This is a genomic window from Paenibacillus harenae (genome assembly GCF_030812415.1).
Classification (GTDB): Bacteria; Bacillota; Bacilli; order Paenibacillales; family Paenibacillaceae; genus Pristimantibacillus; species Pristimantibacillus harenae_A.
This window is the reverse complement of the sequence record NZ_JAUSST010000001.1, coordinates 50,309-64,392: the sequence shown is the minus strand read 5'-3', so window position 1 is coordinate 64,392 and position 14,084 is coordinate 50,309. Positions and strand designations below refer to the sequence as shown.

Sequence of the window (14,084 nt, the reverse complement as noted above, 5' to 3'; positions counted from 1 at the left end):
GAGACTTCCTCACAGTGACGTTATGTCATACGATTTCCTTCGTTTTCTTCGACGGGCTTTTACGTTTTGGCTTAGGAGCCGCCGGCGGCGTTTTGGCTGCTTCCAGGCTAGCCTGCAAGGCAGCCATAAGATCGATGACATTGGATCGACCTTCAGCCGGCGCCGAGACGATATCCACGCTTTCACCCGCGATTTTATGCTGAATGGCTTCCAGCATCGACAATCGGTAGTCGTCGGTATATTTCTCTGGACTAAACGTTTCAGATAGCTGTTCAATGAGCATTTTGGCCATCTGCAATTCCTTTTCATTCACAACGGTCTGTTCCGGAAGATTTGGCACTAGGGCAAGAGAACGAATTTCGTCGGGATAATGCATCGTCTCGAGACAAAGGCAATTGCCGACGACGCGAATGGCCGCAAGGCTGCTTTTGCTGCGAATGGATATTTTGGCAATCCCGATTTTACCCGTTTGTTTGATCGCTTCAAGCAGCAAGCTGTAGGCGCCAGCGCCCGACATATCAGGCGAGAGGTAATACGCTTTCTGGAAATAGAGCGGATCGATATCCGTTAAGTCGACAAAATCAAGAATTTGAATGACTCTCGCCGATTCAGGTTTGAGCGCCTCGATTTCTTCATCATTAAACAGTACAAATTTGCCTTTCTCGTACTCGAAGCCTTTAGCAATATCGTCGAGCCCTACCTCTTTGCCGCAATGGGCGCAAGTACGTACATTGGAAATAGGAGTTCCGCATTCCTTATGTATACTCCGAAAGTGGACGTCTTTATCTTCCGTAGCCGTAAACATCTTGACCGGGACGTGGACAAGTCCAAAGCTGATTGCGCCTTTCCATACCGTGTGCATCTTACGGGATCACGCTCCTTTTTGTCCTAATTATTCCCGAAAAGGTCGAGATTAATCGGACAAATACGATTGTCGTTATCCGCCTGGTTCATATGATTCTATCGGTTTCCATCATATTGAAATGCTGTATCGAATAGATATATTCAAAGTGAGTATCGAGGGGATGAATAACGACGATGATCCAAGCGAATTCAAGCGTTGCGATTCTTGGAATAGGCACGGCCGTGCCGGCTTTTAAACTCGAACAAGCCCATACGTCGATGCGGATAACGGAGGCTTTGCAAGACTATCCCGACTCCGCGCGTTGGGCCAAACGAATATTCAAGCAATGCGGGGTGGAGACTCGCTATACATGCGAACCGAATCTGCTGGAACCGGCCGATCGATGCCGCTACTTCTTGCAGTCGCCCAGCGAGCAATGGCCTTCGACAGCAGAACGTATGGAAACATACAAAAGAGAGTCCGTACCGCTTGCGCTAGCCGCAGCGAGGAAGGCTTTAGACGATGCGAACGTACCGGCGTCCGACATTACGCATCTGATCACCGTAAGCTGTACGGGACAATTCCTGCCGGGGATGGATACCATACTCGTAAGCCGGTTAGGACTAGCTGCTACGGTTAACCGTTTACCTCTTAACTTTCTAGGATGCGCTGCGGGTTTAAGAGGCATTAGCCTGTCCAAACAAATCATAGCGAACCATGCAGCAGCCAAAGTATTGATGGTGTGCGTCGAACTATGCACGCTCCACATTCAGCCCTCAAGCGAGCGCGAGGCCTTATTTGGCGCGTCTTTTTTCGGCGATGGCGCTTCTGCTTGCGTGTCGGGGTCGCTTGAGCACGAGCGGTCTGCTGCGAACGGAGCCTTTCGTTTAGGAGCTGACCGTTCCGTTCTGCTATCCGATTGTGCGGATGAAATGGTATGGGAAGTGGGAAACTTCGGATTCGATCTTTATCTTTCGCCCAATATCCCCCGATTGATTGGCAGATATATTCCCGAACAAATCGAACAACTCATTAGCGAGCATGGCAAACCGGAGCTGTGGGCGATTCATCCCGGCGGGAAAGGCATCATCGATACGTTAGCGGAACTGTACGGGCTCTCGGAAGAGCAGTCGAGGCCAAGCCGTACGGTACTGCGCAATTACGGCAATATGTCTTCCGCGACCATCCTATTTGTGCTAAGCGAAATGAGACAGGGCCTAATGGAACGAGATGCCGGCCCTTCGAACGGACTAGCGCTCGCTTTCGGACCCGGACTTACATGCGAGATGATTCAATTCGGCTATGTGCCTTCAAATCAAAGGAGAGAAGCGCAGTTGAATGAAATCCATGTATAGAGATTGGAGCAAACGTGCGGTCGAACAGGAATTGATGGACGATTTTACGATCGGAGGCGACGAGCTTCGCGAAGCTTTGCGGCATCTAAGAAGGTTGAATCGTATCTTTGCTGCCGCTGCGCCTACGTTATATGGCATTGAAAGGCTTTGGATCGAAGCGGACAAGCCGACTCGCCTCTCGATATTGGATATCGGCTCCGGCTCCGGCGATGTTAATCGGCGTCTCCTGCAGTGGGCAGACGCGAACCGCATCGAGATAGCCATTACGCTTGTCGATATCACGACGGAAGCCTGCGAGGAAGCCAAAGAGCTTTTCCAAGTTGAACCTAGAGTACATGTCACGCAAAGCAATTTATTCGATGTGCCCGAGCGTTCCGTCGATATCGTTACGGGAACGCAGTTCCTGCACCATTTTAGCGATGATGAGCTTCCTGCAGTGATCTTGAAAATGCTTGCTATCGCACGGATTGGCGTCGTCATCAATGACATTCACCGGCATTGGTTGGCATGGGCGGCGGTATGGCTCATGACGCGATTCCTTTCAAGCAACCGTTATATTTTGAATGATGGACCTTTATCGGTAGCAAAAGGCTTCCAAGCGGAAGATTGGGAGCGTCTAAAGCATTCGCTCGGCGAAAAGGCGGAGTTGTCCTATTCGTGGCGGCCGTTATTCCGATATGCCGTTGTCATTAGACAACCGCGACATAACCCGCTAGTCAGGGGCCGCTTATGACGATGCATATCCATGATGTGGCCATCGTAGGCGCTGGCGTAGCAGGCAGCAGCTTGGCCAAGCTATTAGCGGATCGCGGCTTGGATACTTTGTTGGTGGACCAGAAATCGTTCCCAAGGCATAAGGTTTGCGGAGAGTTTCTATCTCCGGAATCCAGAAGCATGCTGGAGTCGTTTGGCTTGGATGATTATATACAAGAGCTAAGGCCTGCTTCGATCGAGCGGACACGGCTAAACTTCAGCTACGGAAAGGCGCTTGAGATTAACTTGCCCGGACATGCCATTGGCGTAAGCCGCTACGCGCTTGATTCTGTGCTTCATCGAGCAGCGACGGAAGCCGGCGCTAAGCTCCGTACCCGTACGACGGTGACGGCAGTCACTCCTCATGATTATGGCTATTTGATCGAAACGAAACAAGATCGTGCAGAGGCAGTCACGATTCATGCACGGGCCGTTATCGCGGCATGGGGAGCAGCTAATCGGGCTGGATTGCCGGGCAGAGCAGAAGTAGAGCACGACAAGGAAGCGTTTATTGGGGTAAAGTCGCATTTTAGCGGAATCGAAGCGGAGCCTGTCGTGGAGCTCTATTTTTTTAACGGCGGATATTTGGGCATTTCTCCGATCGAAGGAGGCTTGGTTAATGTCGCCGCTCTGTTGAAACGAAAGGAGTTTACCCATGCGGATTCGGACAAGTCGATACTAGGTTGGATAGACGCTTGTTGCAGAAGAAATCCGAGGCTTGCCAAGAGGCTGACGCATGCTGATCCCGTACCCGGGACGCAAGCTGCTGTCGCTCCCGTTCATCTTAATAAGAAGCCTGCAGCATGGAATCGGATCGCCCGCTTGGGAGATGCCTCCATCATGATACCGCCGCTATGCGGAGATGGAATGAGCATGGCCTTGCGTTCGGCTGAATTGTGCGCACCTCTGGCGGTCAGTTACTTGAAAGGTGAAATGACGCTTGCTCAATGGGAGCAGCAATACACGAAAGCTATTCGGAAGGACTTCCATGGACCATTAAAGTGGGGTAGACGATTGCAATGGCTGCTTGGTTTACCGTTCTTGCCGAGAATCATGCTTACGGCATCCCCATATACACCAGGACTGGCTTACAAAATGGTACAGGCGACTCGTCTAAAGTGAAGAGAAGTTCTGCATGATTCGGAGCATAAAGGAGGCTGGCCTTGATGTTTCAGCTGCTCGCGGTCATCGCGTATCGTTACCCCAAAACGATCATTCTCGGTTGGGTGCTGTTCATGCTTTTTTTTGGTTATTTCGCCCCGAAGCTTCCTCATGTGCTGCACGATCACGGCTTGGCGCCCGATGGGGCATTCGCCAAGGTGGAGCAGCAATTGGCGTCCGATTTCCGTATCCCTAAAGATCCGGTTATCCTCGTTTTCGAGAAAAAGGCCGCCGTGACTCCGCAAACCTTCCGACGCTACATCCAGCAAGCTTTGAACCGATTGCAAGGAATGGAGGGACTTAATAGCGCGATATCGCCGCTTGATCATGACGATATGTTCAAAGGAAACTTTGCCTACGCGCTTCTTTACTTCCAACAGGAACCCCATCAAATGGAAGCCGTACTGGAGCATGTTCGCAAGCAGCTGCCAAGTCATTCCGATGCGAAGATCGGTATAACAGGTAAATCGGCCGTCCAAGCCGATGTGAATCGGGCGAGCCAATCGGACTTGTTCAAAGCGGAACGAATCGGCATACCCGCAGCCTTCGTCATTTTACTGCTTGCTTTCGGTGGAATTCGATCCGCTCTTATACCGATTGTTGCGGGAATGATCGGGGTTACGGGTACGATGGGCATGATGTACGGGCTTGGAACGGCAATCGAGCTGTCAAACTTTGTGTTGAACGTCATCCCCATGGTAGGATTCGCGCTTAGCATCGATTTTGCTTTGATGATCGTCAGCCGCTTCCGGGAGCAATTGCAGCGGTATTCCGCCAAACAAGCTTTGGTGACGACGATGATGACAGCCGGAAGAGCCGTCTTTTTTTCAGGCTTATGCGTCTGTTTAGGATTAATCGGGGTGCTCTTCATACCGCTGCCGATGTTTTCCTCGATCGCGCTTGGAGCAGCTACTGTATTGGCCGTATCGCTGTTGATCGCTTTAACGTTCGTTCCAGCGCTGCTTGCTGTCATGTGGCCGGCCATAATAGAAGAGCGACAAGTTTCGTTTTTGCCCGAGAAAGGGAATAAGTGGATGTTATTGTCGCGTTATGTGCTTAAGAGGCCCATTCGGCATGGTCTGGCAGCAACTTTCTTATTAATCGTGTGTTTTCTGCCATTGGGTCAAATGAGCGTCGGCATTCCGGATGCGGCATCGTTGCCGCCTAGCTATGCTGCTCGAATTACCTTTGAGAACTATCAAGCGCAATTCGTTCCTCCCAATCGTACCGAAGTGTATGTGCTTGCTTTTGGAAAAGCTGATAAAGTCGGAAACGACGATCGGCTCGAAGCAATGAAGCTCATAAAACATTTAAAGGGTGACCCGTTAGTTGTGGATGTCAGTGATCGGCCTGCTGTGAGTGATCTTAAGATGCTTATTCGGGTGACGTTGCATGGCGATCCCTCGTCGGCAGAGGTCCGAGACTGGCTTCGGGAATGGGAGAGAGCAGGGGAAACGTCAAGCTTAACCTACCTTCTCGGAGGAGAAGCCAAATATCAGCAAGAGGTATATGACGATGTGTTTGACAACTTGAGTGATGTGCTCCTATTTCTGTTCGTTTCCAATTATATCGTATTGTTCCTCGCGTTCCGTTCCATTCTCATTCCATTGAAAACGATAGTCATGAATTTCTTAAGCATGGGAGCAGCCTTCGGGATTTTAAGCTGGATCTTTCAGGAGGGGCACTTCGGCATGGAGCCGAGCAGCATTGCTATCATGATCCCCGTATTTATATTTGGATTAGCCTTTGGTATCAGCATGGATTACGGCGTGTTTCTTATTTCCAGGATCTACGAGGAGTATGAGCGCACACAGGACAATGATCGCGCCGTGCTTGTGGGAATGTCTTCCATAAGCAGAATCATTAACTGTGCAGCCGCTATCATCATCGTCGTAACCGTCCCGTTTGCATTTGGTGATGTCGTCGGCGTCAAACAGCTTGGGATCGGCATAGCCGCGGCGATCTTTATCGATGCAACGATCATCCGGATGCTGCTAGTGCCATCCTTAATGAAGCTGCTGGGCCAATGGAATTGGTGGGCGCCGAGATGGCTGAGAAAGTAACAATCAAGGTTGATCAAAACAATTCGAATAATATCCATAAAATGGATCGATAATAGACTTAGGATTGCGTATGAGATTTAATATGAATATCGTCGATTTAACATACATGGCGATTAATCAATTCGTTTATAGAATCTAAATGAATATAGAATCTAAATGAAGAATGATTGCTGCAAAAACAAGAACTAAACTTATATTGAACAAAGATCAAGAAAAGAATGCAAATAAATGATTATAAAAGACAATAGGAAAGCATTAAAGATTAAAAGAGAAATGAATGAACCAAAGAACGAAATATCAAAAAAATCCTATAAAACGATTGTTACCTTTCTTTTGATTACGACATCTTCACAAAACTCGTATTTTGTACAAATGTCCATAAATCAGTTTAATCCCTTTCGGCCATTGGTTTTTGATTTAGTGTCATACACTAAATAACACCTATTTTTAACCGAGAAAAATAAGTTAAAAAAACACAGCCGGACTAAGCCGGCTGTGTGGCCTGTACCCGTAATCAGTTTTCGCTGACCCTGCCGCCATCAACAACGAGTGAGTGACCCGGTTACAAATGAGGACTTCTCAGAACTTAACCAGAGTATTGCTTCAGCAACTTCTTGAGGCGTGCCAATCCTCTCAAATTCATTATTCCTGATGGTCCATAAAACTCCCCGGCTTTTGCATCTTCATCAAAAGCAGCTCTAAGGGTAGGTAAAACCCCCATATTCACATGCTGAGCAAATAACTTATTCAATCCTCTCAAGAGAGCCGAGTGTCTCTGTAAGTCTGTAGCTGTCCAACCTGGATGTGCAGCGGTGATTCTTGGATGATCACCTTCTTTATTTAGCCTTCTTGCGAGCTCATACGTAAAGTAAAGATTTGATAATTTACTGTCACCATAAGCTTTCTGAGTATTATATTTTCTCGTTTCCCAGTTCAAATCTTCAAAATTGAGATTTCCCATCGTATGAGCTGTACTGGAGAGTACGACAATTCTTGATCCTTCTGTCTTTTTCAATAGCGGCATTAGTAAGCCAGTTAACGCAAAGTGGCCTAAATGATTTGTTCCGAACTGGTTCTCAAACCCGTCAACCGTTTTTGAATAAGGAGAAAACATAATTCCAGCATTATTAATCAGTATATCCAATCGATCGTAGTCTTCCTTAATTAAATTTGCAAAAGCTCTAATAGAATTAAGATTTGATAAGTCTAATTTTCTAACGTCAATATCAGCTTTTTTGAATTCCTTTTTGATTACATTTACAACTTCTTTACCTTTATCAACATTCCTTACAGCCATAATAACCTTTGCGTTCTTACCGGCAATGACTTTTACAGCTTCTTTACCAATACCGCTCGTTGAGCCTGTTACGATAATAACTTTTCCTTTTTGATCAGGTATTTTTGTTGCGTCCCAATGCTGATTACTCATATTCGTCTCCTGCCCTTCTCTCCATTCATTTACTTCAACTCACATTGATTCATTATTTCATTAAGATTAAGATACTATTGATCAACAGTTTGGTACATATACGCATCCACTGCGGATTTATCCGAATCTCTGTAATATTTTGCTCCGTCTCAGAGAATCGCTTAAACGGCTTTTACAATAAAAAAAGGCCTCGACAAAATAGCAGTCGATACCTTTTTTTTTCAACCGAAATAACAATTCCAGAATCCTTTTACGCTTTTGACCAAATCGAGTTCTATTAATCGCTCTCCACAATCTTACCTTGGACTGACCCCTGTTTATGAGACTGAGATCAAAACACCAAGGTTTAGCCTCACTTATGATACGGTTCAGCATATCAACGCTAAGGCGAAATTTTTGCCGCCGCGCGACGATAACCGCATAACAGCAAGATGGTATCGTACTTCTTCCCCGGATGTAGTCTAAATCCCCCGCAATGAGTAAGTACCATTGATAGTCCATCTCAACCCGAGCTTCGAAATACCGGTCTTTGACACAAATGCATATCGATCCTAAAGCAACCCAGTTAGCTACCCTTAGGTTTGGATTAGGACCCCTTACTTTCAAATTCTTTACGTCCTATAAATTCCTTGAATTTTTAGCTACAAAGTAACGTATCATCTCTTCAATCCGTGAATTGTCCATTGTTTTCAGGTACTCTGGGCAGATTAATTTTCTCTTTTGCATTTCGTAGTAATCAAGCAGCGCTTTCTCCAAAGGTAAACCGTGCTGGACAAGGAATGACGGATCAAGTATTCGTCGCAAAATCAGTTCATCGTCCAAAACAAATATCGCAGAGTTCACAGGATAAAAAACACCCTGTTCCGCTCCTAGATGAAACAGTTCATCTAACTGTTTTAAGCGAAATTGCTGCGCATCCACAATTTCTTCGTACAAACGCGAATTGTACGCTTTAAAGTCATGGAAGAATTGTTCCGGGAAATAGTAGTTAATCATTAAAGATTGCTCAAATGATTTTTGATATCGTTCCAAGATAGCCTCGCTCTCACCCGTTGAACCTATATCCTCATTGCGCAGAAAATTCGCGTAGTGTGAGATGACCAAGTTTAATATTTCATCCTTGGAAGAGAAATATTTATACATCGTCACCTTGCTTACATCCATATATTTGGCCATATCCTCGGCTCTCATGGAAATGAGGCTCTCCTTGCGAGCGTGAATAACAAGTCGGTATATCATTTCTCTGCGCGTCTTGTCTCGTTGATCTTCAACCATAATTCTCCTCCTTGCTGTCTAACCTTTATTATAACACACTTCTCTACCCGAAATACCAAAATAACCAGATTAACTACTAATGTTGATTTAGTTAATTAAGTTTGGTATCATAATCCTTGTCAAACCTTATGTTCATGCTTAGAATACTCGGGTTTCGGCAAAGCGACAGGATAATCCTAAAGCTTCTCTAATAGTAAGGGGGCATGGAAAATGAATCGAAAAGCAGTTGTTGTAGGGGCTACCGGTTTGATCGGAAAAGAACTCGTAGAATTGCTGCTTAATAATCGTGCATACGTCGACGTAACGCTGCTTGTGCGGCGGCGGGCGGGAATAACGCATCCGAAACTTCGTGAAATGGTGATCGATTTCGATCTGCTCGAGCAATCCGATGTCAATCTGACCGGGGCGGACGTATTTTGTACCCTTGGAACGACGATCAAAAAAGCCGGAACACAAGAGGCTTTCCGTCAGGTTGACTTTGCTTATCCGCTCGCTCTGGGCAGAATGGCGAAAACACAGGGCGCGAAGCAGTTGTTAATTGTAACGGCAATGGGGGCGGATACGTCATCACGTTTCTTCTATAATCGCGTGAAGGGGGAGATTGAGGTGGCGCTGAACGGGCTTGGTCTTCCTGCACTGCATATCTTCCGTCCGTCTCTCTTACTCGGCAACCGTGAGGAGTTTCGGCTCGGCGAGCGGATCGGTTCATCCCTCTCGCGCATTCTTTCCCCATTATTCTCGGGCCGCCTGCGAAAATATCGACCCATTCAGGCGCGTTCCGTAGCCAAAGCGATGCTTCTGGCAGCGCGGAGCAGCCAATCTGGCATCCTTGTCTATCAATCAGATCGGATCGCGCGGACAGCGGAACAAACCTAACTCAAATGAAAGGGGCTCACGTTAAATGAACAATATTTGGACTAAGGATAATATCCCAGATTTATCAGGTAAGGTTGCTGTTGTGACAGGCGCGAATAGCGGGCTAGGTTTCGAAACAGCGGCAGCATTAGCGGAAAGAAGGGCAAAGGTTATTCTTGCTGTTCGAAACATGGACAAAGGAGAAGCAGCCCTGAATAAAATAAAATCCGTCTATGCCAGTGCGGATGTCAATCTCATGAAGCTAGACCTTAGCGATTTGAATAGTGTCAGGACATTTGCAGCAGATTTTCTTAAAAAGCATGAATCCTTGTCAATTCTTATTAACAATGCAGGCATTATGATCCCAGCTTTTCAGTTAACCAAGGATGGCTTTGAATCCCAATTTGGCGGTAACCATTTAGGCCATTTTGCACTGACCGGATTGCTATTGCCTCGCTTGATTTCAACTCCGAAATCGAGAGTTGTAACGTTGAGCAGTATAGCCGCTCATAATGCCAGTATTAATTTCGACAATTTAGACGGTTCCAAGGGATATGATCGCTTCAAGTTGTATGGTCAAAGCAAGCTTGCAAATTTATTGTTTGCGAAAGAACTGCAAAACAAGTTTAGCAGCCATCATATTGATTCCATGAGCGTCGCCTGTCACCCCGGATTTTCCAATACCAATCTATCTTCCTTTGGTTCAGGGAAGCGGGCAAATATATTCATCCGGATGCTTGCAAGCGTTGCAACTCAACCGGCCCATATGGGCGCTTTGCCTACCTTGTTTAGTGCAACATCGCCAACAATTAAGGGAGGGGAGTATATTGGTCCAGATGGCAAAGGCGGCCGAAAGGGCTATCCTAAGAACGACGAGATTATCGAAAGACTATATGACTCTAATTTATCAAGCAAATTATGGAGAGCTTCGGAAACCTTAACGGGTATATATTATCAGTTTGAAAAATAGTTTCTGATTCAGCGTGAAAAACGCCGAGCAGCGCGAAAGCAACGTGCTATCAACAGTGTGAACGAAGCGACAACGGGCCTGAAATTTCGCCTCACTTGTGATACGGTTCCCCCCGATTGATCCGCAACGCGCGATAAATCTGCCTCCACCAGCACCAGCCGCGTGCCTATGATCGTCAGTGGGCGGCGTGGTTCTACTCTTCCGCTCGCAGCTCCAGCTTGAATTCTTCGTCGCGGTCGCACACCAGGACGCCGTCAATGACATCAAGCCGTGCCGCTTGAATTGAAGAGCGTTGCATAGGATAAGGCTTGATCCGCTCCCAGTCGCCTTTGCGTTCCGGATGCGTAAAATAGAAGATATATGCTTCGTCATCCTGCACAACGACATCGGCATGCAGTCCGATCGTGCCGTCGTCTTCACGGCTTCCGGGCTTGTCGAGAATGAGGCCGTTCCGCTCCCAATGCTCCAAATCATCAGAGCGATACACTCCCTGTCCCCGCCATTCATCAATAATCATCCAATAGTAGCCTTTGAGCCTGAAAACGTTCGGTCCCTCATGAGCGCGATGGGTCAGGATCGGGCCGACGACCTCCCAGTCATACAGATTTGCGCTGTCCGCGGCATAGGTGACCGAACCGTGGGCCTCGTCCTTGTACCACATCCGGAAGCGACCGTCCGGAATTCGGTATATGCATGCGTCGATCACGCGATCTGAGCTGAGCTTGATTTTGGAACGATAGGTCCACTCGAGTAGATCGGGACTCGTATAATACAGCATGCTGCGCTTATGGCCGGCCCATTGATCCGGTACGCCTTGAATGTAGCTCACATACATGTGATAAAGCCCTTCGTACCAAATTATTTCCGGCGCCCAGAACGTATTACGGCCCCATTCGAAATCGAGGCCGGGAAGCGTGCCCCGGTATACCCAGGTATTGCCGCCGTCTCTCGAGGAAGCGATACCGAGATCGGTCCCATGCACCCAAGAGACACCCGGGCCTTCCGCAGTCGCTCTGCGGTTCGTATAAATCATCCACCATTCCTTGGCTTGCCGATTCCAGATCACAACCGGATCTGCTGCTCCATCAAAAATAGGATCTCGATATAATGGCGATTTCATCATAACCTCCAAAGTCTTAATTGCGTCAAGCTATTTTAGTATAGACTTTAACAGCGGATGATCATAGGGCACGGGTTGCCCCAAGCTTTTCTTTTTGCTGTCATCGATAGCGTAAAATGCTCGCTATCGATCGATTCCGGTTCAGCAGCCCGCTCGGCGACATCGCCGAGCGTGTTCTTCCATCGGTATCGATTCGGAGTCATCCGCAAGTAGCCGCGCTTCGTATTTCGTCAATTGGTCCGATGCGGCCGAACAGGTCGCCCATCTCCGCTCTGCGGTCTTTCGTATTTATGGCCAAAGTCTCTTGCAAGCTCATCTCCGCTCATCATCTCCGCCAGATGCTAGATTTAGTTCGAATTCTTCTACAACCTCCATGCCCACCCGGCGCAACACTTCAAGCCGGAAGGCTGTCGGCCACGCCACCAGCCATTGCGAAACGTTAAACTTATCTCCCCAGCGAGTGTGTAAGAAGCCCTCGTCCTGGCTGCCCTCTGGGCGCAGCTTGCCCATGACCGTCAGGCTGCCGTCCGAAATGCCAATCGTCGCATTCGCCCATGCGGCAATAGCTCGATCGCGCCATATCCTGTTACCCGTGAGTTCGGCCAGCTCAAGCCAGTCCTCGACAAAAACCAATGCGAAGGGATCTATATGATGGTGCTGAGTGGATACTGCCGTTCCGCCAAACGTATCATACCCCATGTCTCCCAGTGCGGTTCCTGCATCATACCCGACGGTATGATGCCATTGCCACGTGGCCAGATACCATGCGGCATGCTCCGCCCATTCGAGATACGTCCTCTTGCCGGTGATCTGGAATAGGGCAAGTCCCGCCTTCAGCAAAGGGATAGAGGATTCCTTATCAACGCAATACGTATCCAGCGCCCCCGCCGTCGTGTAACCGTTTTCGAGCAGTTCCCTTATATAATAGCGGTAGCCAAGCTCGGCCCCATGAAGATAGGCTTCGTTACCGGTAAGCTCGTATGCCTTAACCATAGGCGGGATGAGGAAGCAGCCTACCGTACCCTCTGGATCATGCGGCGTCCCGTCGCTCTTCCATGATTTACCAATCTGACCTTCCGGCGACTGCACAGATAAGGCAAAATCACAAATGCCCAGCGCGGTTTCGCGGTAGATCGGCCGCTCCACTCCGCATCTCCGGGCCAATTCTTCCGCTTCGAACAGGTTTAACGCAGCCGTGCCGAGGTTGCAGGCGTCCTGCACTTCCCGCTCTGCCGACTCGAATCCTATGACATAGTCGTAATGACAATGAATCATCCCGTTCGGCAGCCTTCCGCTGGCTGTCCAGTTGTCCAGAACTGCGAGGCCTCTATGAAGCGAATCCTCATTGCCGGAATTCAGATAATCGACAAGCATGGAATTGGCCAACGAGGCGTTCTGCCCGCACCAGCCTATTTCATAATGACGTCTTTGTACCCACTTTTCGCCGTCCCAGTATCTGCCGATTGCGAATCCCCGAAAATCCCCGTCTTCGGCCCATAGGCTATTCTTGGCATACGCCATGCCCAGTTCCCAGATGCGCTCTGGTTCGAACCATACCTGAAGCGGATGTTGTTGCATCCGCCAAGCCTCTTCGAGCATCATTCTCCACGCCGTGCGCGGCTCGGTGTAAGCGTTAAGCGCCAGAAACGCACGGGCCGTAAACGTCTCGCCCGGCACAAACGTCCTTTCCACTTCGAATGCCTCACTGTAATGGTCACGGTAATAGTAGGTCGCAGGTGTCTCTGCAACGGGCCAGATCAGCCGATGGATGATGCGTCCTGCAGCCGGCACGAGTGAGCAGGAAAAGCCTTGCATATCCAGGGGAGGCTCACCGAACAAGGCTACGGAGATCCCGCCTCCCTCCGAGTAGGTTGCGCCGGCCACTGCCGCCCGATGCCACGCAAATACCCAAGGTTGCCCATCGCGCACCAGCCCTTTGGGCTCCAGGCCACTGCCCCAACCGTTCCCGTTATAGGTGACGGAAGGAATCATATAATACTCGGGCTCGTAGTCGGTGGCGAAATCCATCGAAAGCTTGCATGGCGCGGTCGATTCGCCTCGATAGGTGAACTGCCGCGTCCACTGCAACAGTCCCTCCCGCAACGGTTCGAACGTATCGGTTACGGCAAAGCGTTCGTCCTCGAACGGCAAAACGTCGCCGATGGTCCTTTCGCCCAATAGGAACCTATAGCCATTGTCATGTTCACGTTGTTTCCAGTTGATCTTGATCGTCATCGCAATATTCCTCCAATAAGTATA

Annotated in this window: 12 protein-coding genes and 1 pseudogene; 6 read left to right on the top strand and 7 right to left on the bottom strand. The window is 48.6% G+C overall.

Annotated features, from left to right (window positions below):
- Window positions 1–25: 25 nt before the first annotated feature.
- Window positions 26–862, bottom strand: coding sequence for a non-homologous end joining protein Ku (ku, locus tag J2T14_RS00285; protein WP_307201083.1), 837 nt, complete (start codon window positions 860–862; stop codon window positions 26–28).
- A gap of 176 nt (window positions 863–1,038) precedes the next feature.
- Between ku and J2T14_RS00280 the strand changes: the two genes are divergently transcribed.
- Genes J2T14_RS00280 through J2T14_RS00265 form a run of 4 tightly spaced genes read left to right on the top strand, consistent with a single transcriptional unit; the run spans window position 1,039 to window position 6,176 of the window.
- Window positions 1,039–2,199: a type III polyketide synthase gene (locus J2T14_RS00280; protein WP_307466609.1), complete on the top strand. Its 1,161-nt coding sequence runs from the start codon at window positions 1,039–1,041 to the stop codon at window positions 2,197–2,199.
- Window positions 2,192–2,932, top strand: coding sequence for a methyltransferase domain-containing protein (locus tag J2T14_RS00275; protein WP_307468547.1), 741 nt, complete (start codon window positions 2,192–2,194; stop codon window positions 2,930–2,932). The genes J2T14_RS00280 and J2T14_RS00275 overlap by 8 nt, the downstream gene beginning before the upstream one ends.
- Entirely contained in the window at window positions 2,929–4,074 is a 1,146-nt protein-coding gene (locus J2T14_RS00270) for an NAD(P)/FAD-dependent oxidoreductase (protein WP_307201079.1), read from the top strand. The genes J2T14_RS00275 and J2T14_RS00270 overlap by 4 nt, the downstream gene beginning before the upstream one ends.
- A gap of 44 nt (window positions 4,075–4,118) precedes the next feature.
- On the top strand, window positions 4,119–6,176 hold the full coding sequence (locus J2T14_RS00265; protein ID WP_307466608.1) for an MMPL family transporter: 2,058 nt from the start codon (window positions 4,119–4,121) through the stop codon (window positions 6,174–6,176).
- Window positions 6,177–6,762: 586 nt separating this feature from the next.
- On the opposite strand, the gene J2T14_RS00260 is transcribed toward J2T14_RS00265, so the two are convergent.
- Together J2T14_RS00260 and J2T14_RS00255 are read right to left on the bottom strand one after the other, a co-directional pair.
- The gene (locus tag J2T14_RS00260; RefSeq protein WP_307466606.1) at window positions 6,763–7,605 is read right to left on the bottom strand and encodes an oxidoreductase; all 843 of its coding nucleotides are present in this window, start codon (window positions 7,603–7,605) and stop codon (window positions 6,763–6,765) included.
- Between the two features lie 618 nt (window positions 7,606–8,223).
- On the bottom strand, window positions 8,224–8,880 hold the full coding sequence (locus J2T14_RS00255; RefSeq protein ID WP_307466604.1) for a TetR/AcrR family transcriptional regulator: 657 nt from the start codon (window positions 8,878–8,880) through the stop codon (window positions 8,224–8,226).
- A gap of 210 nt (window positions 8,881–9,090) precedes the next feature.
- On the opposite strand from J2T14_RS00255, the gene J2T14_RS00250 reads away from it, so the two are divergent.
- Together J2T14_RS00250 and J2T14_RS00245 are read left to right on the top strand one after the other, a co-directional pair.
- A complete protein-coding gene (locus J2T14_RS00250; RefSeq protein ID WP_307466602.1) occupies window positions 9,091–9,756 on the top strand; it encodes an NAD(P)H-binding protein in 666 nt (221 codons plus the stop codon).
- A 25-nt stretch (window positions 9,757–9,781) separates the two neighbouring features.
- Window positions 9,782–10,705 carry an oxidoreductase gene (locus J2T14_RS00245; RefSeq protein ID WP_307466599.1) on the top strand — a complete coding sequence of 308 codons (924 nt, stop codon included), beginning with the start codon at window positions 9,782–9,784 and terminating at the stop codon, window positions 10,703–10,705.
- Between the two features lie 91 nt (window positions 10,706–10,796).
- Here J2T14_RS00245 and J2T14_RS30770 read toward each other — a convergent pair.
- From J2T14_RS30770 to J2T14_RS00230, 4 genes and pseudogenes are all read right to left on the bottom strand, one after another.
- Window positions 10,797–10,866, bottom strand: a pseudogene (locus J2T14_RS30770) (23S rRNA (pseudouridine(1915)-N(3))-methyltransferase RlmH); the annotation flags it as partial.
- Window positions 10,867–10,898: 32 nt separating this feature from the next.
- Window positions 10,899–11,828, bottom strand: coding sequence for a glycosyl hydrolase (locus tag J2T14_RS00240; protein WP_307466598.1), 930 nt, complete (start codon window positions 11,826–11,828; stop codon window positions 10,899–10,901).
- Between the two features lie 44 nt (window positions 11,829–11,872).
- Window positions 11,873–12,028: a hypothetical protein gene (locus J2T14_RS00235; protein WP_307466597.1), complete on the bottom strand. Its 156-nt coding sequence runs from the start codon at window positions 12,026–12,028 to the stop codon at window positions 11,873–11,875.
- Between the two features lie 109 nt (window positions 12,029–12,137).
- Complete coding sequence (locus J2T14_RS00230; RefSeq protein WP_307466596.1) at window positions 12,138–14,060, bottom strand: hypothetical protein; 1,923 nt, start codon at window positions 14,058–14,060, stop codon at window positions 12,138–12,140.
- Window positions 14,061–14,084: the final 24 nt, after the last annotated feature.